This is a genomic window from Diaphorobacter sp. HDW4B (genome assembly GCF_011305535.1).
GTDB lineage: Bacteria > Pseudomonadota > Gammaproteobacteria > Burkholderiales > Burkholderiaceae_C > Diaphorobacter_A.
This window is the reverse complement of record NZ_CP049905.1, coordinates 4911862-4937714: the sequence shown is the minus strand read 5'-3', so window position 1 is coordinate 4937714 and position 25853 is coordinate 4911862. Positions and strand designations below refer to the sequence as shown.

Annotated in this window: 25 protein-coding genes; 9 read left to right on the top strand and 16 right to left on the bottom strand. The window is 61.8% G+C overall.

What is annotated here, in order from left to right:
* Positions 1-34 precede the first annotated feature (34 nt).
* From G7048_RS22580 to G7048_RS22565, 4 genes are all read right to left on the bottom strand, one after another.
* The gene (locus G7048_RS22580) at positions 35-1162 is read right to left on the bottom strand and encodes a branched-chain amino acid ABC transporter substrate-binding protein (RefSeq protein WP_166070287.1); all 1128 of its coding nucleotides are present in this window, start codon (positions 1160-1162) and stop codon (positions 35-37) included.
* Positions 1163-1514: 352 nt separating this feature from the next.
* Positions 1515-2138 carry a hypothetical protein gene (locus tag G7048_RS22575; protein WP_166070286.1) on the bottom strand — a complete coding sequence of 208 codons (624 nt, stop codon included), beginning with the start codon at positions 2136-2138 and terminating at the stop codon, positions 1515-1517.
* A gap of 2 nt (positions 2139-2140) precedes the next feature.
* Positions 2141-2578 (bottom strand): DNA polymerase III subunit chi, encoded by a 438-nt coding sequence (locus G7048_RS22570; protein ID WP_166070285.1) that lies wholly within the window; start codon positions 2576-2578, stop codon positions 2141-2143.
* Between the two features lie 32 nt (positions 2579-2610).
* The gene (locus tag G7048_RS22565; RefSeq protein ID WP_166070284.1) at positions 2611-4116 is read right to left on the bottom strand and encodes a leucyl aminopeptidase; all 1506 of its coding nucleotides are present in this window, start codon (positions 4114-4116) and stop codon (positions 2611-2613) included.
* A 23-nt stretch (positions 4117-4139) separates the two neighbouring features.
* Here G7048_RS22565 and lptF point away from each other — a divergent pair, with 23 nt between their 5' ends.
* The 3 genes from lptF to G7048_RS22550 are packed head-to-tail and all read left to right on the top strand — an operon-like array spanning position 4140 to position 6752.
* Positions 4140-5261, top strand: a complete 1122-nt coding sequence (gene lptF / locus G7048_RS22560) for an LPS export ABC transporter permease LptF (RefSeq protein ID WP_166070283.1) — start codon at positions 4140-4142, stop codon at positions 5259-5261.
* Entirely contained in the window at positions 5258-6355 is a 1098-nt protein-coding gene (gene lptG / locus G7048_RS22555) for an LPS export ABC transporter permease LptG (protein WP_166070282.1), read from the top strand. The genes lptF and lptG overlap by 4 nt, the downstream gene beginning before the upstream one ends.
* 22 nt (positions 6356-6377) lie before the next feature.
* Positions 6378-6752 carry a sirohydrochlorin chelatase gene (locus G7048_RS22550; RefSeq protein ID WP_166070281.1) on the top strand — a complete coding sequence of 125 codons (375 nt, stop codon included), beginning with the start codon at positions 6378-6380 and terminating at the stop codon, positions 6750-6752.
* 7 nt (positions 6753-6759) lie between these two features.
* Here the strand turns inward: G7048_RS22550 and G7048_RS22545 are convergent, their stop codons facing one another.
* The 5 genes from G7048_RS22545 to G7048_RS22525 form a co-directional block, all read right to left on the bottom strand.
* On the bottom strand, positions 6760-8208 hold the full coding sequence (locus G7048_RS22545; RefSeq protein ID WP_240933080.1) for a sulfite reductase subunit alpha: 1449 nt from the start codon (positions 8206-8208) through the stop codon (positions 6760-6762).
* Positions 8169-9257 (bottom strand): FAD:protein FMN transferase, encoded by a 1089-nt coding sequence (locus tag G7048_RS22540; RefSeq protein WP_166070280.1) that lies wholly within the window; start codon positions 9255-9257, stop codon positions 8169-8171. Before G7048_RS22540 ends, G7048_RS22545 begins: the two co-directional genes overlap by 40 nt.
* 18 nt (positions 9258-9275) lie before the next feature.
* Positions 9276-10076 carry a DUF4198 domain-containing protein gene (locus G7048_RS22535; RefSeq protein ID WP_166070279.1) on the bottom strand — a complete coding sequence of 267 codons (801 nt, stop codon included), beginning with the start codon at positions 10074-10076 and terminating at the stop codon, positions 9276-9278.
* A gap of 63 nt (positions 10077-10139) precedes the next feature.
* Complete coding sequence (locus G7048_RS22530) at positions 10140-10661, bottom strand: DUF2271 domain-containing protein (protein WP_166070278.1); 522 nt, start codon at positions 10659-10661, stop codon at positions 10140-10142.
* Positions 10662-10705: 44 nt separating this feature from the next.
* Complete coding sequence (locus G7048_RS22525) at positions 10706-11359, bottom strand: PepSY-associated TM helix domain-containing protein (RefSeq protein WP_166070277.1); 654 nt, start codon at positions 11357-11359, stop codon at positions 10706-10708.
* Between the two features lie 241 nt (positions 11360-11600).
* Here G7048_RS22525 and G7048_RS22520 point away from each other — a divergent pair, with 241 nt between their 5' ends.
* The 3 genes from G7048_RS22520 (at position 11601) to G7048_RS22510 (ending at position 15083) form a co-directional block, all read left to right on the top strand.
* Complete coding sequence (locus G7048_RS22520) at positions 11601-12542, top strand: CysB family HTH-type transcriptional regulator (RefSeq protein WP_166070276.1); 942 nt, start codon at positions 11601-11603, stop codon at positions 12540-12542.
* 55 nt (positions 12543-12597) lie between these two features.
* Complete coding sequence (locus tag G7048_RS22515; RefSeq protein ID WP_166070275.1) at positions 12598-13773, top strand: pyridoxal phosphate-dependent aminotransferase; 1176 nt, start codon at positions 12598-12600, stop codon at positions 13771-13773.
* Between the two features lie 224 nt (positions 13774-13997).
* Positions 13998-15083, top strand: a complete 1086-nt coding sequence (locus G7048_RS22510) for an IS5 family transposase (RefSeq protein WP_240933271.1) — start codon at positions 13998-14000, stop codon at positions 15081-15083.
* A gap of 415 nt (positions 15084-15498) precedes the next feature.
* On the opposite strand, the gene phnX is transcribed toward G7048_RS22510, so the two are convergent.
* From phnX to phnD, 5 genes are read right to left on the bottom strand one after another with little or no spacing between them, the layout of a single operon-like run.
* Entirely contained in the window at positions 15499-16368 is an 870-nt protein-coding gene (gene phnX, locus G7048_RS22505) for a phosphonoacetaldehyde hydrolase (RefSeq protein ID WP_166070274.1), read from the bottom strand.
* A 41-nt stretch (positions 16369-16409) separates the two neighbouring features.
* Positions 16410-17498: an iron-containing alcohol dehydrogenase PsrA gene (gene psrA / locus G7048_RS22500; RefSeq protein ID WP_166070273.1), complete on the bottom strand. Its 1089-nt coding sequence runs from the start codon at positions 17496-17498 to the stop codon at positions 16410-16412.
* A gap of 37 nt (positions 17499-17535) precedes the next feature.
* Positions 17536-18384 (bottom strand): phosphonate ABC transporter, permease protein PhnE, encoded by an 849-nt coding sequence (gene phnE, locus G7048_RS22495; RefSeq protein ID WP_166070272.1) that lies wholly within the window; start codon positions 18382-18384, stop codon positions 17536-17538.
* Positions 18384-19196, bottom strand: a complete 813-nt coding sequence (gene phnC, locus G7048_RS22490; RefSeq protein WP_166070271.1) for a phosphonate ABC transporter ATP-binding protein — start codon at positions 19194-19196, stop codon at positions 18384-18386. The genes phnE and phnC overlap by 1 nt, the downstream gene beginning before the upstream one ends.
* The gene (phnD, locus tag G7048_RS22485; RefSeq protein WP_166071131.1) at positions 19193-20071 is read right to left on the bottom strand and encodes a phosphonate ABC transporter substrate-binding protein; all 879 of its coding nucleotides are present in this window, start codon (positions 20069-20071) and stop codon (positions 19193-19195) included. The genes phnC and phnD overlap by 4 nt, the downstream gene beginning before the upstream one ends.
* A gap of 166 nt (positions 20072-20237) precedes the next feature.
* On the opposite strand from phnD, the gene G7048_RS22480 reads away from it, so the two are divergent.
* Positions 20238-21116, top strand: a complete 879-nt coding sequence (locus G7048_RS22480; RefSeq protein WP_166070270.1) for a LysR substrate-binding domain-containing protein — start codon at positions 20238-20240, stop codon at positions 21114-21116.
* Positions 21117-21150: 34 nt separating this feature from the next.
* On the opposite strand, the gene rng is transcribed toward G7048_RS22480, so the two are convergent.
* Both rng and cobA read right to left on the bottom strand, forming a co-directional pair.
* Positions 21151-22641 carry a ribonuclease G gene (gene rng, locus G7048_RS22475; protein ID WP_166070269.1) on the bottom strand — a complete coding sequence of 497 codons (1491 nt, stop codon included), beginning with the start codon at positions 22639-22641 and terminating at the stop codon, positions 21151-21153.
* Positions 22642-22696: 55 nt separating this feature from the next.
* Positions 22697-23518, bottom strand: a complete 822-nt coding sequence (gene cobA / locus G7048_RS22470; RefSeq protein WP_240933079.1) for a uroporphyrinogen-III C-methyltransferase — start codon at positions 23516-23518, stop codon at positions 22697-22699.
* A 219-nt stretch (positions 23519-23737) separates the two neighbouring features.
* Between cobA and G7048_RS22465 the strand changes: the two genes are divergently transcribed.
* A complete protein-coding gene (locus tag G7048_RS22465; RefSeq protein WP_166070267.1) occupies positions 23738-25459 on the top strand; it encodes a nitrite reductase in 1722 nt (573 codons plus the stop codon).
* Between the two features lie 31 nt (positions 25460-25490).
* Complete coding sequence (locus G7048_RS22460) at positions 25491-25850, top strand: cytochrome c (RefSeq protein WP_166070266.1); 360 nt, start codon at positions 25491-25493, stop codon at positions 25848-25850.
* Positions 25851-25853: the final 3 nt, after the last annotated feature.

Sequence of the window (25853 nt, the reverse complement as noted above, 5' to 3'; positions counted from 1 at the left end):
CTTCGGCTTTCGCCGAAGAGCGTCATCACTGATTTCAGTTCAGTGGCACCTTGTCGTTGTTCTTGTAGGCGAACAGCGTCACGGCGGGGTTCTTCATTTCACCATTGGCTTCGAAGGAGATCTTCGCGGTCACGCCTTGGTAGTTGGACTTCTTCAGTTCAGGAATGTACTTCTTGGGGTCCGAAGAGCCAGCGCGCACCATCGCATCAGCCAGCAGCATGGTGGCGTCGTACTTGTACGGGCTGTAGACTTGGAACTGGCCAGGGAACTTGGCGTCGTAGCGCGTCTTCCAGTCCTTGCCGCCAGGCATCTTTTCGAGGGAAGCACCGCCCACCGCGCAGACCACGTTGGCCAGCGTAGGTGCACCCGCCGACAGCTTGGCCAGCTCGGTCGTGCAGAAGCCGTCGCCGCCGAAATATTTCTGCTTGGTCATGCCCAGCTGAGCCATCTGGCGCAGCATCGGACCGGCCTGCGCGTCCATGCCGCCGAAGAACACGGCGTCAGGATTCTTGGCCTTGATGGCGGTCAGAATCGCCATGAAGTCGGTGGACTTGTCGGTGGTGAACTGTTCTTCGACGATCTTGATGCCCTTTTCGGCAGCGACCTTCTTGAACACGCTCGCCAGACCTTGGCCGTACGCAGTACGGTCGTCGATCACAGCCACGGTCTTGAGCTTGAGCGTGTCGGCTGCGTAAGCGGCCAGCGCAGCACCCAGCGCATTGTCGTTGGCGATGATGCGGTAAGTCGTGTCGTAACCTGGCTTGGTCAGGTTGGGGTTGGTGGCCGCACCGGTGACCATCGGCACGCCGCAGTCGTTGTAGATCTTGGAGGCAGGAATCGTCACACCCGAATTCAGGTGACCGACCACGCCAGCGACCTTGGCATCGCACAGCTTCTGTGCAGCGGCAGTGCCTTGCTTGGGATCCGCAGCGTCATCTTCGGCCATCAGCTCGAACTTGACCTTCTTGCCACCGATCGTCACGCCCTTTGCGTTGAGATCGTCAATGGCCATGCGGGCGCCATTTTCGTTGTCCTTGCCATAGTGACCCTGTGGCCCGGATACGGGACCGACGTGACCGATCTTCACCACCTCTTGAGCGGATGCCATGCCGGCCACTGCTGCAATCGCAGCAGCTATAGTCAACTTCAACTTCAATTGCATACGAATCTCCAAATTAGAAAACGCTGAGATATTTGGTTTTTGTCCCAACGCGGTGAAACATAGCGCAATTCATAATCTGAAACACTAGGGAATCTCAGAATAACGGACTGCGTCGAGACCGCGTTTTTATGCAATTTGTGGGCCAGTCAATGTGTGCACCATTTGCGGGCCTTGTGCGGCGCGGCCACCGCATATGGAAAGCGCCTTTCCAAGCCATTTCATGATGCAAAGAGCGCTTTCAAAAAAGTGACTGAATCGCGCACCGAGCGTACGCGCCGCACCACATTCGGGAAATCCCTTCTGGTGCGAAAACCGCGACGTCGACAATACGCCGCGCCGGGCGTTCAAGCCGTCACTTCGACGTCGATGCGAGCTCGTCCGCCACAGCCTCGTAGACCGATTGGCGAACCACCGATTCCACCTCTTCACGCAGGCGCGGAACGATGGAGCGGGTCTGCTCCTGAATCACCAGGGCAATGGCTTCACGCAGACGCTGCTCCAGAATCACATCCACGCGCTGCATCACGCGATGAACGACATACTCTTCGTAACCATCGGGTAGCGGCACGGGTTGGGCGGCTGCAACGGGTTCTGGTGCGACGCCGGAAGGCAACTCGCCAAGCGCAGCAACCGTGTCGCCCAGCGGATCAACCACTGTGGACACGATCTCCGCTTCCGTCACCACGTCGGAGATTTCGGGAATCGAGGCGAGGTCTTGATGGAGCACCTCGGCTTCGACCAGATCAACGACCTCGACCACCGCATCCAGTTCAGGGATGGCGTCCGTATCGAGCGGCGGTTGCGGCGCAGAATCCTCGTCGTCATCCGCGCCCCCCGCAGGCAACTCGTAGCCGCCGGGCACCTCCACCGGGTCCGCCAAGGCCGCCTGATCGGGCGAGGCGTCAACAGGCAGTTCCACCTCTTCGGTCAGCGTGGGAACAAACTTGGGCGGAGTGGAGGTGGGAGCGGATGCCATGGTCAGGCATTTTCTTTCAAAACCAGATCGTGGCGCACGATCTCGTAACCTTGTGCAGCGTACTGGCGCCAGCGCGTGCGTGCCAACTGGCGGTCCTGCTCGTCGCTGGCACTGACGACCTCGATCACCTTGTCGAACTGCTCATAGCCGGGCGGAAGCTGCGTGCCCAGGTTGAGCAGCATGTCGCGCGGAGCCACCGACAGCGGCTCCACGGCCAGCAGCACGGGCGATGCGGCGACCACATCCGGATCGCCATCGGCGAGCGCATGGGCCACAAAGTCCGTGGGCCCGAGCGCCCACATCATGCGGTCGAGCGCCTGCAGATCCGCCGCGCCTCCGGTCACCACCACGCGCACACCGCGCCTGAGCGCCTTGCGCGCAAAGCGGCAGGCGTAGGCAAGCTTGTCGGGCGCGTTGAAATGAAAAGCAACTTCGGTCATGGGCTCTCGATCTGTTGGACGGTGCTCGACACTCACGCCGTCTTGCGGGCCACGGGCTTCTTGCGCGCGACCTTGGGTGTCGATTTGACGGTGGCCTTGTCGCTTTCCGCCACGCCTGCCAGATAGTGCATCAGCAGGCCGACCGGACGACCCGTTGCGCCCTTGGCCGCCCCGCTCTTCCAGGCCGTACCTGCGATGTCCAGATGCGCCCAAGGCGTTGTGCCGGTGAAGCGCTGCAGGAATTTGGCTGCCGTGATCGCACCGCCCGCACGACCGGCCACGTTGGCCACATCGGCAAAATTGCTGCGCAGGCCTTCGGCATACTCGTCGTCGAGCGGCATGCGCCAGCACAGATCCTGCGCGGCGTCGCCAGCCGATTGCAGTTGCGCAGCCAGTGCATCGTTCGACGCGAACAGGCCGCTGCGCTGGTTGCCCAGTGCGATCACGCAGGCACCGGTCAACGTGGCTATGTCCACCAACGCGCGGGGCTTGAAGCGCGCAGCGTAGGTGATCGCATCGCACAGCACCAGACGGCCTTCTGCGTCGGTGTTCAGGATTTCGATGGTCTGACCGTTCATGCTGGTCACCACGTCACCGGGCTTGATCGCCTTGCCATCGGGCATGTTTTCGCAAGCGGGAATCAGACCGACCACGTTCACGGCGGGACGCAGTTCCGCCAGCGCGGTGAACACGCCGAGCACGCTGGCCGCGCCGCCCATGTCGAACTTCATCTCGTCCATTTCAGCGGCAGGCTTGAGCGAAATGCCACCGGTGTCGAACGTGATGCCCTTGCCGACCAGCACGACGGGCGCTTCCGTCTTGGCCGCGCCGTTGTAGCGCAGCTCGATGAAGCGCAGTTGCTCGGCCGAGCCCTGCGCCACGGCCATGAACGCGCCCATGCCGAGTTTGGCGACTTCCGCCGGGCCATGCACCTTGCAGGTGATGCCGGTGGTCGTCAGGCCCTTGGCGGCATTCGCCAGCAGCGTGGGCGTGGCGTGGTTGGCCGGGCGATTGGCCCATTCACGCGCAAAACCGACGCCCTTGGCCACAGCGCAGGCCATGTCGAAGGCGGACCTGAGCTTGCTGGTGTCTTCCACGCCAATCACCAGACGGTTCAGCGCCACGGGTTCGGCCTTGGTCTTGGTGGTGGTGTAGACATAGCTCAGATCGCTGCAGCACTGCACTGCAGCCGCAACCGCATCACTCGTCGCCTTGTCGGCGAAAACCACCGCGGCCTTCTTGACCTTTGGAGATTTGAGGACATTTGCCACCCCGGCAAGCGCTTGACGCACGCTGCGCGCGCTACCATCACCGGATCCGGCCAGAATCACCCGACGCGCCGCCAGCAGTGGCGAAGCGTAAATCTGCAGGTTCTTGCCCGCCTTGAGTTCGAGATCACCCGATTTGAGCGCCTGCGCCAGGATGGCGGAAACCGCATCCTTGCCGGGCTTCACGCCCTCGGGCACCAGCACGATGAGTGCATCGCATTTCAGGCTGGAAGCTGCAGATAAAGAGAGAGTGTTCAGTTCGAAGTTCATAATCACCGTTTTCCTTCGACACAATGTTATTCGATTCATCCATCCGCAAGGAACTGGCACGCAGTTTTGGCGCGACGCTGGTGGTGCTGGTCACCATCGTCATGACCATGATGCTGATCCGCACCCTTGGTCAAGCCTCGAAAGGCAGCGTCAATCCGCAAGACGTCATGCTGGTCATGGGCTACACCGTGCTAGGCCAGTTGCCCACCATTTTGAGCCTTTGCCTGTTCGTCGCCATCGTGGGGGTTCTCTCGCGCATGTACCGCGACAGCGAAATGGTCATCTGGTTCGCCAGTGGCCGCGGCCTCATGAGCCTGCTGCCACCCCTGCTGCGCTTTGCGTGGCCGGTGATGCTGGCGATCGCCGCGCTCTCGCTCATCGTCTGGCCCTGGGCCAACACGCAGATTCAGGAACTCAAGTCGCAGTACGAGCAGCGCAGCGACGTCGATCGCATTGCACCGGGCCAGTTCCAGGAGTCCTCCAACGGCTCGCGCGTGTTCTTCATCGACCGCGACTCGCCCGATGCGACTTCGGCCAGCAATGTCTTCATCGCGACCAACGAGCCTACCAAGGAAACCGTGACTTCCGCCGAGAGCGCCCGTCTCGAAGTGCGCAATGGTGATCGCATGGCCTTGCTGTTCAACGGCCAGCGCCTTGAAATGCCCTTGGGCAAGCCCGGTCTGCGCGTGAGCGAATTTCAGGAATACGGCACCCGTGTGGGCGACGCCAAATCGGGTGGCGTGGACGATGTGGCCCTCAAGAGCCGCAACACGCTTGAGCTGATCGGCGCCAGCGCACCAGCCTATCAGGGCGAACTCGGCTGGCGCATCGGTCTGGCGTTGGCTGCACTCAACTTTGTGGTGCTGGGTCTTGCCGTTGCCATCGTCAATCCACGCGCAGGTCGCAGCAGCAGCATGGCGTTTGCGCTGTTTGCCTTCGTCATCTACTACAACCTCATGACCGTGGGCCAGAGCTGGGTCGCCGCGCAACGCATCGGCATGCTGCCGTTCATGCTCCTGCTGCACGGTGGCACCTTCGCGTTGGCGCTGCTGCTGCTGGCCGCAAGACACAACCAATGGTCGATCCGCTCCTTGTTCTCGGGCGGCGGCCACACTGCACGCAATGCAGCAAAGGGGGCTGCATGAAGACCATTCGCCGTTTCATCTACCGCGAGATCATCGCGGGCGTGGGCTTTGTCACGCTGGCGTTTCTGGCGCTGTTCTTCTTCTTCGATCTGGTCGACGAACTGCGCTGGATCAACAACAGCTACAAGCTCATGTTCGCCCTGCTCTACGTGGCGCTGCGCGTGCCGCAGCACTTGTATGAGCTCTTGCCGATCACCGTGCTCATCGGCACCATCTTCGTGATGGCGCGGCTTGCGCAAACCTCCGAATTCACCATCATGCGCACCAGCGGCCTCGGGCCATGGCGCGCGCTCAGCACCCTGCTGATTCTGGGTGGTGCGTTCGTCGCATTCACCTTCGTGATGGGCGACTACATCGCTCCGGTCAGCGAAAAAGCGGCCGAGCTGGTCAAGGCCCGCCGCATGGGGCAGATCACCACCGGTGTGACCGGCGCGTGGCTCAAGGAACGCCAAGGCGATCACAGCTTTGCCGTGAACGTGCGCGCCATCGACACGCAGGGCGAGATGCGCAATGTGCGGATTTTCGAATTCGATGCTGACGGCTACACCGCCTCGACCACGCAGGCCGAGCGCGGGCGCTTCGACACGAACAACGATGGCTGGGTGCTCGAAAACGTGCGCCGCAGCGAATTCCAGCGCAGCAAGAGCGGCGACATGAGCGTCCAACGCACCGAAAAGCCCGAGTTCAAGTGGACGACCCGCATCACCTCCAGCATGGTGGCGGCCGCCGTGCTCAAGCCGGACAAGATGTCCACGCTCGAACTGTTCCAGTACACCCGCCACCTGGAGGCCAACGGCCAGTCCACCCAGCGCTACGACATCGAGTTCTGGCGCAAGGTGTTCTATCCGCTGAGCTGCCTGGTGATGGTCGTGCTGTCGCTGCCATTCGCCTATCTGCACTTCCGCTCTGGCGGCATTGCGGGCTATGTGTTTGGCGGTGTGATGGCGGGGATCAGCTTCTTCCTGCTCAACAACGTGTTCGGCTTTGCAGGCAATCTGCAGAACTGGTCGCCCATGCTCACGGCCGCCGCGCCGGGGCTGATCTATTCCCTGCTGTCGCTGGCCGCCTTTGGCTGGCTGGTGCTCAGACGTTAGCGCTCAAGAAACCTGTCCGTCCATGCCTGATTCCGGTGTCATCCTGTTCGCCCACGGCTCGCGCGATCCGCAATGGCGGCTGCCCATCGAGGCGGTCGCCAGCCTCATAGAAAAGCAGCGCGGCGACATTGCCGTTGCCTGCGCCTATCTGGAATTGACCGAGCCCGATCTGCCCTCCGTCGTCGCACGCTGGGTGGAGCAAGGCATTCACAAGATCAGCGTGATGCCCATGTTTCTGGGCGCGGGCCGCCATGCGCGCGAAGACCTGCCGCGCATGGTCTACGACCTGCAAATGCAATATCCAGCTCTGGAGTTCCGTCTTCAGACCCCGATTGGCGAAGACCCGCGCATCACCGCGCTGATGGCCTTGATCGCGGCTGATTCAGCCACCGAATGAGCACCACTCAATAGACGTCGCGGCGGTAGCGCCCCGACTGCGTGAGTGTCTGCATGCACTCGTCGCCCAGCACCTGCTTGAGCGCTTGATGCACGCCCTGCCCCATGCCTTGCAGGCTGCCGCACACATAGATGGCCGCGTCGCGCGCCACCCAGCTTTTGAGCATTTCGGCTTGCTTTAGCAGCACATCCTGCACATAGGTTTTCTCGGCCACATCGCGTGACCACGCCAAATCGAGCCGCTCCAGTTGTCCATCCTGCAGCCATTGCTCAAGCTGCTGTGCGCAGATCGCATCATGCTCCGGGCTGCGCTCGCCGAACACCAGCCACTGGTCGCTGCGTCCCGCCGCAATCCGCGCCTTGATGTGGCTGAGCAGCCCCGCCAATCCCGAACCGTTGCCGATCAGAATCAACGGCCTTGCAGCGTTGTCTCCCAGTCGAAAACTGCTGTGCTGGCGCACGGAAATGTCGAGTGAATCGCCCTGCTTCATGCCCATGCAAAGCCAGCTCGACGCCACACCCGGCGTGCCATCCGCGCGCACACTTTGCCGCACCAGCATCTGCAGATGCCCATCCGCCCGGATCGAAGCAATCGAATAATCGCGCGCATGTTCTCGATCGGCAGGCACGCGCAGCGACGCCAGATCGCCCGACTCCCATTCGGGCAGATCGCCATTCTTCACCACCCAGTCCAGCCGATACAGTGCGCCGCCTTGACTGCCCGGATTGAGCAACGTGCGTCGCTCCAGTGTGAAGGGCGTGCTCGTGGGCGGCAGCAGCCATTCTTCCTGCATCGCCACGGGCGGCTGAGAGTCCCCCTCCTCGCCCAACCAACCCTGCTTCAACTCGTTGATGCGCGACTGCCACGAGCGCAGCGTGGCGCGGTCCATGTTGTCCACGCACACCAGCTCGCTATTCGCGCCTTGGGCAACAAGCCATGCCTGAACCTGTTCGCCAAACGCGCAGAACTGCTGGTATTCACGATCACCGAGCGCAAGCACCTGCGCTTCATGCGCCCGCAAGTCCGCACCTTGCGGCAGCACCTGCTGCACAAAATGCAAGGCGTGATCGGGTGCATCGCCCTCGCCCGTGGTCGAGACGATCCACAGGCTGCGTTCATGCGCGTTCAGATTTTCCGTGGTGATCGAATCGATGGGAAGCAGCGTCACACGCAAGCCGCTCTCGCGCAGCATGCGCGTCGCCTCGCGGGCAATGCCTTCGGCCTGCCCCGTCTGACTGGCATAGACCACCAGCACCGCAGGCCATTGCGATTGGCCCGCAGGCACGTCGTTGTCGCGCTCAATGTCGATGCGCTTCTGTTTGCTCACCCACGCCACGCGGGCGCAAAGCGCTGCGTATGCCAACACCAGTCCTGCAGCGCCTGCCGCGCGTGCCGGAGACACCACCCAATCCAGAATCATGATGCGAATCGCGCCTTCCAGGCCGGTGACATGCACGGATTTGCGCCATGCTCCTGAAACACGGCCGCAACCTCATACGCCTCGGCAAAAGCCATGCCCTGCTCCACGCCCAGCACCGTCAGCACCGTCGCCAGCGCATCGGCGTGCATGCATGCTTCGTGGTGAACCGTCACGCTGGCCAGTGGGTGCTTGATCGGCCAGCCGGTGCGTGGATCAAGCGTGTGCGAATAGCGCTTGCCGTCGGCAAAAAAGTGATGCCACCAGTCGCCCGATGTGGCGAACGAAGCATTCTTCACGGCCACCACAAGGGGCGCATTGGACGCATCACCTTGACTGCCCAACTGAATCTGCCAAGCGTCGCCATTGGGCTTTTCGCCCCAGCTTCGCAGCTCGCCGCCGATCTCGAACAGGCCGCTGTTCCAGCCCGCTTCTTGAAGATGCTGCACGACCCAATCTACCCCAAAGCCCTTGGCAATGCCGCACAGATCGAGCTTCAATCCGCCCGGTTGTTCGATGTGGTTCTGACCGGCTTTCCATTGCAGCTTTTCAAAGCCTGATGCGCGCAGCAAATCATCAATCTGCGCGACCGTGGGACGCTCGCCAGAGTGCGGCGTCAGCGGCTCGGCACGTGGGCCGAACCCCCACAAAGAAACCAACGCCCCCATAGTCGGATCGAGCGCCCCACCCGAACGCTCGGCCCATTGCAGCGCCGCAGCAAGCACCTGCGCGAACTCTGCTGGCAACGCATGCCAAGTGCCTGCATGCGCATTGTTGAAGCGAGAAATCGCCGAATCGTTTTCCCAGTTGCTCATCTGCGCGATGACTTCGTCCAGCACCGACTGAACCAGTGCGTGCACGGGTTGGAGCTCCAGAAAATCGGTATTCGGCAGATTCAGCGACCACGATGTCCCCATCGTCTGGCCGCTGAGTCGGTGAATGCGCGAGTCCTGCTGGCGCTGCATGCTTGGCGCGCGCCAGTGCTGCACCGAAAAATCGGCGCGCGCGGGCACTACCGGGGCCGTTTTCGCAGCCTGCGGCAAGCGCCAGACGCTGGCACCGAAATGGACTCGCGGAGCAGTGCTCATGACTTCATTGTTGAAGAATCAGGGCAGCACTTCCAGCGTGGCAACATAACCGAGACGACGCTCCGTTGCCTTGGCCACGGTGGTCTTGTTGTCCTTGGCATCGGTGCTCAGCCAGTACAGCCCGGCACGCGGGAACTTCACGGTGAGCAGGCCGTTCGCATCGGTCTTGAACTTCAGCGGCTCCACGCCATCGCGGTAGCGAATACCGTCGGCCACGAGTTCCACTTCGAGATTCGCCGCAGGCTTGCCGTCGATCTGGAATTCGAACTTGGCTTCTTCGCTGCTCACCAGATCGTTGGGATGGGTCACGGGCTTGAGTTCCAGACCCTTGCCAGTCAGCGCGATGCCGGTTGGCTTGCCCACGGACACGAAGGTTTCCATGCGGCGCACGTTCTCGGTGATGTTCACGTCCTTGGCATCCGCAGGAATCTGCTTGAGGATTTCTTCCGCCGAGCCGCGCACGCGCTTGGGTTGACCGTTGGCGTCTTTGTAGCCGCCCATCACGCCGTTCATCAGCATGGTCACGCGGTAGGTGCCGGGCTTTTCGGGCTTGAAGTCGAACACGCTGCGCAGCTCACCCTTGTGGGCGTTTTTCATCTCGACAGCGGAACCATCGGGGCCGGTGATCTTCACGTTTTCCAGTCCCAGCGGACGGTGGTTGAAGAAGAACACGTCGTTGGAGACCGCCGCATCGACGGTCACCCAATCGGACTTGGAGAGCACCGTGCTCGAGGGCTTGAACCAGAGGTCATGGGCCTGTGCGGACAGGGCGGCGAGCGCCAGCGTTGCGGCCACAATTGCGTGCTTCTTGAGCATCATTTCGGACGTCCTTTTGAATGAGACTGGGGTTGATATCTGGTTGGCAAATGGCTCGAAGCCCCATCAGGGCTTGAGGTCGAGCTTGATCTGACCGAGTTCGGTGCTGCCCTTGGCGGACAGGCTGGTGGCTTGCTTGGCAGGCCATTCGAAGGGAATCGAGACCAGCTCGCGGCCGCCCACTTCACGCGCGGCTTCCACCATCAGCTTGTACTGACCGGGAGCGAGCTTGGGCAGCGGGTTCTTGCCCTCGCTGAACGACAGCGCATGATTGCCCGCGGGCTTGGTCGGCTGGGTCACGCCATCGATAGGGAACGACAGCTCGCGCCCCGTGCGACGCCACCACTGGCGCATGTCCTTGAGCCACTTCGTGCCTTCGGCATCCTTCATCTTGGCGTCGTACCAGACCGACAGATTGGCGGCCACGCCACCGTCCGTCTTCTCCAGCCACACGGCCACATAAGGCTTGTGGTACTCGGCCACTTGCAGTTGCGGAATGCCCACGGTCACGTCCAGACCACCCGCGATTGCAGGCAGGCCGACCACTGCGCTCAGCGCGACCGTGCATTTGAAAATCCTTTTCGCCATTTCAGAGTTTCCTTCAACAAAATTCGGTATCCGGCAGCCTGCGATCAATGGATCAGCAGCAATGCCAGCAGCGCCGGAATCACCAAGCCCAGACCCACCATCGGCCAGGTCAGCGGACGCCGCTCGGAATGCATCTTCAGAATCAGCAGGCCGGTGATGCAAAACACCAGACAACCCACCGCGAACACATCGAGGAACAGGCTCCAGGCACCGCCCGTGTTACGCCCCTTGTGCAGATCGTTGATGTAGGAGATCCAGCCGCGATCGGTCGATTCGTACTCCATCGCGCCCTCTTTCAGATCGACGCGCAGCCACGCATCGCCACCGGGACGCGGCATGGGCACATAAGCCTCGTCATCACTCCACTCAACCGCGCGGCCCGACACATCGACCTTCATCTCGCTGCGGATGAAGGCGGCGACCGGTGCAGGAAATTCGGGACTGGCTTCGGACTTCGGTTTGTCCTTGAGCCCAGCTTGCAGCGCCTGCAATGGCGGCAGCAGCTCGGGTGACATCTGGCCCTCGCGGGTCTCCACGCGCGGCTTGGACTCGATCTGCCCCGCATGATTGAGAGTGATGCCCGTGAACGCGAACAGCAGCATGCCGATCAGGCAGATCGCCGAACTGATCCAGTGCCATTCGTGTAATTTTTTCAGCCAGTACGCTCGTTGCGAGCTACCGGAAACAGCCGACTTCATGGAAAACCTTGGGTGGACGTGCGCCGCAATGAGGTGATTTTTCTTCTGCTCATCGGGATGGTGCATTCTAGGAGTGAGGATGCTCAAATGCATCTCACTTTCATTTACTTTACCAAAGCGACACATCAAATTGGGCATTCCCCTCCTCGTAAAGGCGGCTACTTGGGCATAAAAAGCACCGCCCATATGCAATATAAGAAGAATGAAGCATAATAAAGGCAGTCTTTAGCTGTATTCAGTTATGAACCTGCACCAATTCCGCTTCGTACAAGAGGCAGCACGCCGCAATCTCAACCTCACCGAGGCCGCCAAGGCACTGCATACCTCGCAGCCCGGCGTGTCCAAGGCCATCATCGAGCTGGAGGACGAGCTGGGCGTGGACATCTTCGCGCGCCACGGCAAGCGCCTCAAGCGCGTGACCGAACCCGGCCAGCATGTGCTCAAGAGCATCGAGTTGATCATGCGCGAGGTCACCAACTTGAAGCGCATCGGTGAGCAATACAGCGCGCAGGACAGTGGCACCCTGTCGATCGCCACCACCCACACGCAGGCCCGCTACGTGCTGCCCGTGCCGGTCGCCAAGCTGCGCGAGTCCTATCCCAAGGTCAACATCAGCCTGCACCAGGCCACGCCGCATGAAGTGGCGCGCATGGTGATCGACGAAGTGGCCGAAATCGGCATGGCGACCGAATCGCTCGCCGACTACCCCGACCTCGTGACCCTGCCCTGCTATGAATGGCAGCACGTGCTGGTGATGCCGAGCAACCACCCGCTCGCCCAACGCGAACGCATCGGCCTCGAAGACATCGCCCACGAGCCGCTGGTGACCTACCACCCCTCGTTCACCGGACGCGGCAAGATCGACGCGGCCTTCGCCACCCGCAAGCTGCAGCCGCGCATCGTGCTCGAAGCCATCGACTCCGACGTGATCAAGACCTATGTGCGCCTTGGCATGGGTATCGGCATCGTGGCTGAAATGGCCATGCGCGACGATCCGGTCGGTGACCTTGTCGTGCGCCCCATGGGCCATCTGTTCGGCCAGAACGTGGCGCGTGTCGCTTTCAAGCGCGGCGCGTATCTGCGCAACTTCATCTACAAGTTCGCCGAACTGCTGAGCGACCGCCTGAGCCGCGATCTGGTGATGCGCGCCATGGTCGGAAACGTCAACGACTACGAGCTCTGAGCCTGCGACCTCCGAACCTTTGACTGCCCCACTGCAAGTCTAGAATTTGCCCGTCATGACAACAAGCACAAACAGCGCGCCGCGCACCCCCACCTTCCCGAGCCGCCTGCCCAACGTGGGCACCACGATCTTCACCGTGATGTCGGCTCTCGCCACCGAATACAAGGCAGTCAACCTTGGTCAGGGCTTTCCTGACTTTGCGTGCGACCCCCAACTGGTCGATGCCGTCAACAACGCCATGCGGGCAGGCCACAACCAGTACCCGCCCATGCCCGGCGTGGCCGTGCTGCGCGAAGCCATGTCGCAGAAGTACCAGGCGCTGCACAGCCGCCACTACGATGCGAACACCGAAATCACGGTGACCGCAGGCGCAACGCAGGCGATCCTCACCGCCGTGCTCGCCTGCGTGCAGCCGGGCGACGAAGCCATCGTGCTCGAACCCTGCTACGACAGCTACGTGCCGAACATCGAAACCGCAGGCGGCAAAGTCGTGCGTGTGCCGCTCACGCCCGGCACCTTCCGCCCGGACTTCGACAAGATCGCCGCCGCCATCACGCCGCGCACGCGCCTTCTGATCATCAACTCGCCGCACAACCCCAGCGGCACGATCTGGACCGATGCGGAAATGCGCAAGCTCGAAGAGCTGCTCGCTCCCACCGACATCCTGCTGATCAGCGACGAGGTCTACGAGCACATGGTGTTCGACGGCCAGCAGCACCAGAGCGCGGCCCGCTTTCCGGGCCTGGCCGCGCGTGCCTTCATCGTCTCGAGCTTCGGCAAGACCTACCACGTCACCGGCTGGAAAATCGGCACCGTGGCCGCGCCCGCAGCCCTCACCGCCGAATTCCGCAAGGTGCACCAGTTCAACGTCTTCACGGTGAACACCCCCATGCAATACGGCATCGCGGAATACATGCAAGACCCCGCGCCGTACCTGCAACTCTCGGCCTTCTACCAGGCCAAGCGCGACCTCTTCCGCGAAGGCCTCAAGGACTCGCGCTTCAAGCTGCTGCCAAGCCAGGGCAGCTACTTCCAGTGCGTGGACATCTCCGGCATCAGCGACCTGAGCGAAGCCGACTTCTGCCAATGGCTCACCCGCGAAATCGGCGTCGCAGCCATCCCACTCTCGGCCTTCTATGTCGAAAAATTTGACCAACGCGTGGTGCGCTTTTGCTTCGCCAAGAAGGACGAAACCCTGCGCGACGCCATCGAGCGACTGCGCAAGCTGTAAGCAGCACCAATAAACGAAACCGCGCTGAGGCGCGGTTTTTTCGTTGAGGAACCCGGACTTCAAACATCCAGCTACGCAGCCCTACGGGCCTCCGAACCCACAGCCACAATGATGAGATGGGGCCGTAGGCGCGACGCGAAGCCGCAGACAGTACTCTCGGGAACCTCTCAAAACCTCCCGACGTCGCTGACTCACGTCATCTGATGCAGTAAATTCGCAGCATGATCACCCCCCGCAGTGCCCTGAAGTTCGACCTGTTCGCCGAAGCCTCCCGCAAGCGCAAGATCGATGAAGTGGGCGATCCGCTGCAAGTCATTGCGCAGCACATCGACTTCACCGCGCTGGCCCGTCTGGTCGATGGAATCATCGAGCGCAGTGATGGGCGCAAGGGTGGTCGTCCGGCCTATCCCACTGAGGTCATGGTACGGGTGATGGTCCTGAAGAGGCTCTACAACCTCTCGGACGAGCAGATGGAATATCAACTGCTTGACCGCATGAGCTACCAGCGATTTTGTTTGCTGCAAGACTCGATGAACGTTCCGGACCGCAACACCATCTGGCGCTTTGGCGAGCGCCTGGGCGTGGATGGAGCCACGGCTTTGCTGCATGGCGTGGACGAGCAATTGCATCGTCATGGCTACATCGCGCGCGGTGGTCAGGCCATCGATGCGACCTTGGTGCCAGCACCGCGCCAACGCATGAACAAGGGCGAACGCGAGCAACTCTCCAACGGCCAAAGACCTGAATGGGGTGATGCCAAAGATCGGCAAAAAGACATCGATGCCACCCACACCAAGAAGCACGGCAAGCGCTACTTTGGCTACAAGCTGAGTGTGAGCGTCGATCACAAACACGGCTTCATCCGGGGCGTGGCCACGGGGACAGCGAGCGAGCACGACGGCCATCACTTCGATGAAGTGCTGGATATGAAGAACACCGGCAAAGAGGTCAATGCCGACAAGGCCTACCCGAGCGCTCAACGCATCAAGATGCTCAAGGTGTTGGGCTTCAAAGATGGCATCCAGCGCAAAGCCAAAGCGAAGCAGCCGCTCAGCGAATGCCAGGAGCGACGCAATCAACGCATTGCCAAGCGACGTGCGCGTGTCGAGCACGTGTTTGCAGGCATCCGTCACATGGGCGGCAAGTTCGTGCGCACGATTGGACAGACCAGAGCCACCACGGTCATGACGATGATGGTTGCGTGCTACAACTTGAAGCGCCTGGCGTCGTTCCTTGAAAACAAGGTCGATCCGTTCTTCAAAACAGCGAGCTCAAAGAGACCGGTGCGCCTGCAAACGGCGAAGGCCTGAGAGTCGGGGGCGCAATGGGCCCGAAATGACCCAAATCTGCGTTGAACAAACCAGTCAATGAGCAATCTGCTCGCCATGCGGAGTGGGCGACTGGGGAATCGCCGGTTGTGAGAGGTTCCCATTCCATGCAGCACGGTTGAATATTAATTACATTCATCTCGCGAGATTCAATTCAATTTCTTATCGAAGTCATTTGCAAGCCACACACTGCCCATATCCAAAATCCAGTTACTGCATGGACTTCGGTAAAAAAATCACATGCGATCCAATGCACTCCAACCCACGCATTAATCACACCTCCAATATCTCCCCAAAAACAAAACGGAGCCAAAGGCTCCGTTGATATCAAAATTGGCGGTCAAATAAACCGCCGCAAAGGCGTCCTGCCGTTCACCCGGCCATCGCCATCAGTCACTCATTCAGGGCGAACCCCTTCACGCATGGCTGCGGCAATCTGCGTCAGGACCTGCGGCAAATCCTTCACGCTGCGAATCACAAAATGCGCGCCAGCCTTGTGCAGCTTGGCCTCGGCCGCGGCGACGCGGGCCTCGATTTCCTCTGCGGGAGCACTCGCCCATTCGGCCAGCGAGTAGCCCACTTCGTTGCCGGACAGCGTCAGGCCCACGGTCCACATGCCCGCGTTGCGTCCTTCCTCGATGCCCGGTACGGTGTCGTCCACTTTCACGCAAGCGCGCACGTTGCTGATACCCAAGGCCAGCACATTCGCAAGCGCCATGTACGGGCCGGGGCGACCACCCGCCGCCATCTCGTCACCGGCAACCACATGGTCGGGCGCAATCCCTGCCGCGGCGGCCTGCGGCAGCAACTGGTTGAGCACTTCACGTGGATAGCCCGAGCACGAGCCGACCTTGAGACCGCGTGCGCGCAGCCATTGCAGCAACTCGGGCGCACCGTCGATGGGCGCGGAGAACTCGCCCACCTTGGCGATCTGCATGGGCATGAAGCGCGCGTAGATGGCATCGACATCCGAATCACCCGGAGCGCGCCCGAACGCGTTCTGCCATTGCGCGCGGATCGACTCTTCCTGCAGCAGTTGATGAATGTGCTGCCACTTGGACAGGCCCATCGGCCCGCGCGCCTCGGCCAGCGTGATGGTGATGCCAAAGGTCGCAAAAGCTTCCACAAAGATCTGCGTGGGCGCGAGCGAGCCGAAGTCCACCAGCGTTCCTGCCCAATCGAAAATGACGGCTTGCAGCGGCGAGAGATCGGCCTGGAGCGCGTCGTCTTGGGAGGCCTGAGTGAATGCGTCGTTGATGGTGTTCATGATGTGCAGATAAGGAAAAATAAGGAAAGAAAAACGGCGAATCACGCCATCTGACGAATGAAGTTGCGCCCGCGTGGACCTTGCGCTGCGGCTTGCACCATGGCGCTCCAGTCGCTCTCGGCCACGCCGTAATGCGTTGGGTCGGTCGCGACGCCAAGGCCTTGCAAAAAGTCACGCAGGCGCTGAACGGCAGCTTGCGCAGTGGCCGCATCGAAGATGGAGAGCAACGCTGCGTCGGTTTCGTCGTCTGCGCCCAGCGCCATGTCCAGCACCAGCGGCAGGCTGAACGAACACGCGATGCCATGCGCCACGCCATGCTGCAAGGTGATGTCGTAGGAGAGCGAATGCGCCAGCGCCGTCTTGGTGTTCGAGAACGCCAGCCCGGCCAGCAAGGCCGCTTCGGCCATCGCATTGCGCAGTTGCAGATTGCCAAGGTCCTTCATGAGCGCCGGGAGACAGGCCATGGTGCGGCGCGCAGACTGCTGCGCCAGCGCCAAAGACACGGGGTTGCGGTTCACGTTCCAGATCGACTCCAGCGCATGCGAGAGCGCATCCAGCCCCGACGCGAGCGTGGCACCTGCGGGCAGGCTGGTCATGAGCGCGGCGTCGATGATCGCGGCTTCGGGCCAGGTCCATGGCTGGTGCAGCGAATGCTTTTTACCGGCGGCCTGATCCCAGATCGTCGCCCACGGCGTGACCTCGCTGCCCGTGCCGGCGGTGGTGGGGATGGCGATCAGCGCCTTGTGTGCTGCGGGTGGCAACTGCGTGCCGGTTTCCAACGCCGCCAGCAACTCTTCAAAACGTCCATTCGGTGTGGCGCACATCAGCGCCTTGGCGCTGTCGATGCTGCTGCCTCCACCGAGTGCGACGATGCAGGGCACGTCGGCGTGATCACGATGGACCTGGTCGTACAGCGGCGCAAGCCATTGCACATCGGGGTTGGGCGAGATGCTGTCGATCACGCCTGCAAGCTGCGCGTCCAGCAGGGAGCGCACTCGCCCGATGATGCCAAGCGACTCTGCTTCGGGAAAAGTCACCAGCAGGCAGCGACGACCTGCGAGCAGTTGCGGCAAGCGCTCCAACGAATTGGCTCCGCAATGGATGGCGACGGGGTTGTGGAAACTACGCACGAGAAAATGACCTTGCAGTGAAATTCAAAAAGAGGCTTCAGTGATGCGCGCCGCGCTGAATGCGCTGACGCAGAAGGTTCGAGACCATGTCGGCTGCAATCACCATCACCGTGATGACGACGATGCAGGTGGCGGTCTCCTGATAGCGGAACAGCTTGAGGCTGCTGACCAACTCGAACCCCAACCCGCCCGCGCCCACCATGCCCAGCACGGTCGCAGAGCGCAGGTTGACCTCGAAGCGATACAGCACCACGCCGATCCATGCAGTGATGGCTTGCGGGACCACGCCGAACACGATGACTTGCAGTTGCGACGCGCCCGCACTGCGCAAGGCTTCGAGCGGGCCGTTGTCGATTTCTTCGATGTTCTCGGCAAAGAACTTGCCCAGCATGCCCATGCCATGCAGCGCCAGTGCCAGCACGCCGGGGAATGGCCCGAGGCCGACGGCAGACACGAACACCAGCGCCAGAATCAGCTCGTTGATGCTGCGCACCACGTTCAGAAACTGGCGCGTGATGCGGCGCAGCCAATGCCAGCTGTGCAGATTGCTTGCCGCGATGAAGGACAGCGGCAGCGCGAGAATCACGCTCAGCAGCGTGCCCCAGATGGCGATCTGAACCGTCTCCAGCGCCGGTGCCCACAGGCGCGGCAACACGCTCCAATCGGGCGGGAACGAGCGGGCCGCGAAATCGGCAATCTGCGGCAGGCCATTGGCCAGTTCGCCCCAGCTCATCTGCGCGCCGCTCGCACTCCAGTGCAGCACGACGACGACCATCAGCACCGCGAAGGCGGTGCCAATCCAGCCAGTGTGCGATTGCGGACGAGGTGCCGTCCAGCGCCAGCCCTCTTGACCTTGTCGGCCTTGTTGAATGTGGGTGGCGTTCATCACATGGCTCCTGCCGTGGCAGCGAGTGGCTTGAGCCAACGTCCGCCCTGCTCTGCTGCGTGCATCGATGACACTGCCGCTTCCGTGGGTTGGTGGTAGATGGCCTGCAGCGCGGCATCGTCCAGTTCATCGGGCCCGCCATCGAACACCATGCGGCCTTGCGACAGGCCGACCACGCGGTCCCCGAACTCGCGTGCGTATTCCACCTGATGCAGATTGCAGACCACCGCAATGCCCAGCTCGCGCGTGGCTTCGCGCAGGTATTGCAGCACGCTGGTGGCGGTCTTGGGATCGAGGCTGGCCACCGGCTCGTCGGCCAGAATCACCTTGGGACTTTGCGCCAGTGCGCGTGCGATTCCCACGCGCTGCATCTGCCCGCCCGACAACGCATCGGTGCGCGCATCCGCCTTGTGCAGCAGGCCCACACGCTGCAGGCATGCATCGGCCAGTTGCAGGTCGCTGGCACGGAAAAACTGCGCGATGGAGGCCAACGTTCCCAGTTGTCCCAAGCGGCCGGTCAGCACGTTCTTGCGCACCGAAAGACGCGGCACCAGATTGTGATGCTGGAACACCATCGCCGCCTGCTGCGCGAGTTCGCGGCGCGAATGCTTGCGACATATGTCGATGCCGCCCACCGTCAGGCTGCCGCTGTCGGGCTTGACCAGACCGTTCATGCAGCGCAGCAGCGTGGACTTTCCAGCGCCCGACAGGCCCAGCATCACCACGAATTCGCCCGCGCGCACATCGAGGTCGATGCCATGCAGCACATGATTGCTGCCGTAGCTTTTCTTGAGGTTGCGGATGCTGATCATTTCATGCTTCCCAGATCGAGCTTGAGCACCTTGGCGGTCTGGCGCACCACGTCGTAAGCCGCGTCGTTGGTGGGCGCAAAGCCGTTGAGCACACCTTGATCGCCCCAGGGCAGATCCTTCACATCGGCCAGTGCTGCGGCCACTTTCTGCTTGGTGTCGGCATCCAGATTCTTGCGCCACACCATCGGCGATTCGGGGATGGGCTGCGAGCGCCAGACGATGCTGAAATCGTCGGCCTTCACGAGACCCTTGGCGATGGCCGATTCCAGAATGCGATCGGCCACCGAGGCCGCATCCACCTTGTTGTTGGCAACGGCCATGATGCTGGCATCGTGCGAACCGGAGAAGATCACGCGCGAAAAGCCCTTGTCCGCATCGAAGCCCTCGCCCATCAACCCGGACTTTGGAAACAGATGACCCGAGGCCGATGTCGGATCGACGAACGCGAACGAGTGGCCCTTCAGCTTGGCGACGCTGTCAATGCCCGAGCCTTTGCGGCTGATGACGACGCTGTGATAGGCACTCTTGCCGGTCTTCTTGGTCACCGCCACCGCAAACGCTTCGGCATTGGCGATCTGGCTTGCGAGCACATAGGAGAACGGGCCAAGGTAAGCAATGTCGATCTTGTTGGAACGCAGCGCCTCGATCACGCCGTTGTAGTCGTTGGCGACGAAGGGCCTGACCTTCATGCCGGTCTTCGCGGCCAACTGGTCCATCACCTGCTGACTCGCGCGGATCATGGCTTGCGCGTCTTCCGACGGAATCAGGCCCACGCGCAGCTCCTTGCTCTGCGCCGCTGCGGTGTTGATCATGCCGGCGGTGCAGGCCAGCAGCGTGGCGGCAGCGGCATGTTTCAGCCAGGTCTTGCGGTTCATCGTCTTGTTCATTTCCAGCATTCCTTGGGTTGGTGTTTGTCCGTCGCTGCGATGCTTTTACAGCGCGATGAGGGAATGCTAGGGAGTTCATATTTCTGCCATATGAAAGCTTCACAATCAGATTGAACAGCTTCCATAGATCAAACCTTGAGATGAACCACGCGACATGAGCAACGCCCGCTTTCGCGCCTTCGCCGCAGTGGCCCACCACGGCTCGCTGAGCGCTGCCGCGCGGGCTCTCGATCTGAGCCAGCCCACCATCTCCAGCCAGATCAGCACGCTGGAACGCCAAAGCCGCATCGAGCTTTTTCACCGGCGCGGCTACCGCATGACGCTGACCGGCGCGGGAGCCAAGCTGCTGCCGATCGCGCAGAAACTGCTGGCGCTGGAGGCCGAGGCCGAGTACCTGTTGCGCGATTCAGGGCTGCTGCATCAGGGCGAGTTGAAGATCGGCGCGGTTGGCCCGTTTCATGTGGTGGAGATGGTTGCGGCCTACCGTGCGCGCCATCCCGGCATGCAGTTGTCCATCCGCATGGGCAACTCGCAGCAAGTGCTGGCCGATCTGGAACGCTACGACACCGACGTGGCCGTGCTGGCCGGGCTGTATGAGCGCGCAGAACTGTTCGCGCAGGAATATGCGCGGCACGCCATCATTCTGTTCGTGCACCGCGAGCACCCGTTCGCGAAGAAGCACGCCAGAGCCAGCTCAATACCGTTGACGGCCTTGCATGGCGAGCAGTTGTTGATGCGCGAGGCAGGCTCGACCACTCGCCGCGCGCTCGAAGATGCGCTGCAGCAGCAAGGCGTGAAGCCGCGTACCGACCTGGAGATCGGCAGCCGGGAAGCCATCCGCGAGGCCGTGGCGCGTGGTCTGGGAATCGGCGCAGTGTCCGAGGCGGAGTACATCGCGGATACCCACTTCCGCGTGTTCCGGATCGACGGCAGCCCCGCGCACACTGCGACCTATGTGTATTGCATGAACGAGCGCCGCGAGAGCCTGTTGGTCAGTTCGTTCTTCAAGGCCATCCGCCGCGATTCGGATTGAATCAGCACGGTCCGTCAGGCGGACGGAGGCATGTTCACATCAGCACAATGTCGTACTGCGCCTGCCCCATGTCGGTTTCCGAGTGCAGGGAAATCGGCTTGCCGATGAAGTCCGAAAGCCCGGCCAGATGCTGGCTTTCCTCGTCGAGGAACAGTTCCACCACTTTGGGCGAAGCGATCACGCGGAACTCCTTGGGATTGAACTGGCGCGCCTCGCGCAGCAGCTCGCGCAGGATCTCGTAGCAGACCGTGCGCGAGGTCTTCACCTGCCCCACGCCCTGGCAGGTGGGGCATGGCTCGCACAGCATGTGCGCCAACGATTCGCGTGTGCGCTTGCGCGTCATCTCAACCAGACCGAGCTGCGAGAAGCCGCCCACCATGGTCTTCACACGGTCGCGCGAAAGCTGCTTGCGGAACTCGCTGAGCACCTGACTCTGATGTTCTTCGCGCACCATGTCGATGAAATCGACGATGACGATGCCGCCCAGATTGCGCAATCGCAGTTGGCGCGCAATCGCACCCGCCGCTTCCAGATTGGTCTTGAAGATGGTGTCGTCGAAATTGCGCGCACCGACATAGCCGCCCGTGTTCACGTCGATGGTGGTCAGCGCCTCGGTCTGGTCGACGATCAGATAACCGCCCGACTTCAGATCCACGCGCTTGCCCAGCGCCTTGGCCACATCTTCGTCGATGGAGTACAGATCGAAGATCGGACGCTCCATCTTGTAGAGCTGCAGCTTGGCAGCCGCCGCGGGCATGAACTCCTTGGCGAAGTCCTGCATCACGGCGAACTGCTCGCGCGAATCGATGCGAATCGATTGCGTGTGCTCGCTCACCAGATCGCGCAGCACGCGCTGCAGCAGATTCAGGTCCTGATACAGCAGGCTCTTGGGCGGCAGGCGCAGCGCGGATTCGCGGATGCCGGTCCAGGTCTTGCGCAGATAGGCGATGTCCTCGGCCAGTTCCTCGTCAGTCGCGTCCTCACCGTTGGTGCGCAGAATGAAGCCGCCACCGCCGCCCGTGGCTTTGTCGCCCACCAGCGCCTGAAGGCGGTTGCGCAGCGCCTCGCGTTCGTTGAGCGGAATCTTCTGCGACACGCCGACGTGATCGTCCTGCGGCAGAAACACCAGCAGCCGACCAGCAATGCTGACCTGCGTGGACAGCCGTGCGCCCTTGGTGCCGATGGGGTCCTTGATGACCTGCACCATCAGCGCCTGGCCTTCGAAGACCTGCTTTTCGATGGGCACCAGCGGCTCGGATTTGTTGCGCATGGCCATGGGCGGCTCACCACCCTCGTTGCGCTGCCAGACATCGGCCACGTGCAGAAACGCCGCACGCTCCAGGCCAATGTCGATGAAGGCCGATTGCATGCCGGGCAACACGCGCGACACCTTGCCAAGGTAGATGTTGCCAACCAAGCCGCGCTCCAGAGTGCGCTCGACGTGCAGCTCCTGCACTGCACCGTGCTCGACGACCGCAACGCGGGTTTCCTGTGGCGACCAGTTGATGAGAATGTCTTGTTGCATTGGGCTTTTCTGAATTTGGCTCCATGATGCCTCAATCCTGTGGCCCTTGGCAGGTTCAACCCTCCGTCAACGATGCCGGTGTGTGCATTCCCGCAGCCAGCACGGGTTGCAGAGCCACCACCTCGCCCACGATGATCAGCGCGGGCGGCTTCACGCCATGCTCCAGGGCCAGCGCGGGCAAGGTCTCCAGCGTGCCGCAGATGCAGCGCTGCGTGGGCAGACTGGCCTGCTCGACCAAGGCTGCCGGCATGGTGGCTGGCAGGCCGTGCTTTTGCAGTTCGGTGCAGATCACCGGCAAGTTGGCGATGCCCATGTAGAACACCACGGTCTGGCGTGGCCTGGCCAGAGCTTCCCAATCCAGTTCCACCTCATGCTCGCCGCGCAGATGGCCGGTGGCATAGACCAGCGTGGCCGCATGATCGCGATGGGTGAGCGGAATGCCCGCATAAGCCCCCGCGCCCTGCGCCGCCGAGATGCCCGGAATCACCTCGAACGGAATGCCCGCGAGCGACAGCGCCTGCGCCTCCTCGCCGCCGCGTCCGAAGATGAAGCAGTCGCCGCCCTTCAGGCGCACCACGTTCTTGCCGCTGAGCGCCAGCCGCACCATCAGATCGATGATGTCCTCCTGCGGCATGGTGTGGTGGCCCGATTGCTTGCCCACGTAGATCAGATCGGCCTCGTCGCCCGCGTAACGCAGCACCTCCTTGCTGACCAGGTGATCGTAGAGCACCAGCCGCGCACCGCGCAGAGCCTTCACCGCGCGCAGCGTGAGCAGTTCCGGATCTCCCGGCCCGGAGCCCACCAACGTGACCTTGCCGGGGCAAGTACCGCCCTGTCCATCCGGCGCACGCGCCTTGCGGATTGCATCGTCGACCATGTTCATCGCAGTTCCTTGTTGTCGAGTTCGTTGCCTGAGGTGCATGTTGGAACCAGCAGGCCATTGGCTCCTTAAACCAGTTCAAGGACATTCGTCCCCCTCGGCGCGACCATGAAACCACTCGCAAAAAGAGGGAATGGACAGCGACCTCGCGAGATGAAGTCCGGTGATCGCCGGGCCTTCAAACATGCGCTGATCCGTGATGCAGAGGACCGCACAATGACAGCAAAGAGGATCGCCAGACTGATCGCGCTAGCGGCAGCAGCGATGGTGTCAGTCAGCTCGATGGCGCAAGACGCAAAGCACGCACCGCAGGCCGAAGTCAACTACCAGGCGGGTGGTTCGCCGCTGGCCAACGAGGTCATGTACCAGAGCACCAATCCCAAGGCTCCGGCGATGACGCAGGCCGAGTTCGATCTGGGTCGCAAGATCTACTTCGAGCGCTGCGCCGGTTGCCACGGCGTGCTGCGCAAGGGCGCAACGGGCAAGCCGCTCACGCCCGACATCACCGTCGGCAAGGGCACGGACTACCTCAAGGTGTTCATCGCCTACGGCTCGGCAGCGGGCATGCCGAACTGGCTCACGTCCGGTGAAATGAGCGAGAAGGAAGTGGACCTGATGGCCCGCTACATCCAGCAGGATCCACCCACACCGCCCGAGTTCGGCATGGCCGACATGAAGAACACGTGGAAGATTCTCGTCGCACCCAAGGACCGACCCAAGAAGAAGGAGAACAGCTACAACATCTCCAACATCTTCTCCACCACGTTGCGCGATACCGGCGAGGTGGCGCTGATCGATGGCGACTCCAAGCAGATCATCAACGTCATCAAGACCGGCTACGCGGTGCACATCTCGCGGCTGTCGGCTTCGGGGCGTTATCTGTTCGTGATCGGTCGTGACGCAAAAATCAACATGATCGACCTTTGGATGACAAAGCCCGATAACGTCGCGGAAATCCGCGTCGGTCTGGAGGCCCGCTCCGTCGACACGTCCAAGTACAAGGGCTATGAAGACAAGTACGCAGTGGCCGGCAGTTACTGGCCTCCGCAGTACGTGATCATGAACGGCGATACGCTGGAGCCACTCAGGGTCGTCGGAACGCGCGGCATGACCGTGGACACGCAGGAATACCACCCCGAGCCGCGCGTGGCGGCCATCGTAGCGTCGCACTACAAGCCCGAGTTTCTGGTCAACGTGAAGGAGACCGGCAAGACGCTGATGGTGGACTACAGCAACATCAACGAGCTCAAGACCACCGAAATCGGCTCTGCGCGCTTCCTGCATGACGGCGGCTGGGACTCGTCCAAGCGCTACTTCATGGTGGCTGCCAACAACAGCAACAAGGTCGCGGCGATCGATGCCAAGGACGGCAAGCTGGCGGGTCTGGTCGATGTGGGCAAGATCCCCCACCCCGGTCGCGGCGCCAATTTCAACCATCCGAAGTACGGCCCCGTGTGGGCGACGGGCCATCTGGGCGACGACACCATCTCGCTGATCGGCACCGACCCCGTGAAGCACAAGCAGTACGCCTTCAAGGAAGTCGCCAAGCTCAAGGGCCAGGGCGGCGGCGCGCTGTTCATCAAGAGCCATCCCAAGTCCAACCACCTGTACTCGGACACTCCGCTCAACCCCGATTCCAAGCTCTCGCAATCGGTGGCGGTGTACGACATCAAGAACCTGGACAAGGGCTTCACCGTGCTGCCAATCGCGGAGTGGGCCGGCCTGACCGATGACGGTGCCAAGCGCGTCGTGCAGCCCGAGTTCAACAAGGCGGGTGACGAGGTCTGGTTCGCGGTCTGGTCGGCCAAGGACAAGCAAAGCGCCCTCGTCGTGGTGGACGACAAGACGCTGAAGCTCAAGGCCGTGATCAAGGACCCGCGCCTGATCACGCCAACCGGCCACTTCAACGTCCACAACACGCAGCACGACGTGTATTGATCGCGACCACGAAGCCAGAGAAAGGCATGCCATGAACCGCCGTCCTGCCCACCCCATCGCCCTGCTTGCCCTCGCGCTGGCATCCCTGTCAGCCCACGCAAACACGTTGGCCGACAACGGATTGACCAAGGAACGCGAAGCGCAACTGGTGCGCATGGTGCGGCAGGACTGCGGCTCGTGCCACGGCATGCATCTCACCGGAGGACTGGGACCGGCGCTCACGCAGGCAGCGCTTGGCGCACGGGCGACGGTCCCCTACCTCTCCGCCGTCATCACCCATGGAATACAGGGCACACCCATGCCGCCCTGGAAGGCACTGATCAGCACCCGCGAGGCCGACTGGATCGCGACGCAGCTGCTCGCAGGCTTTCCCGAAGAAACCAAGGAGTGACTT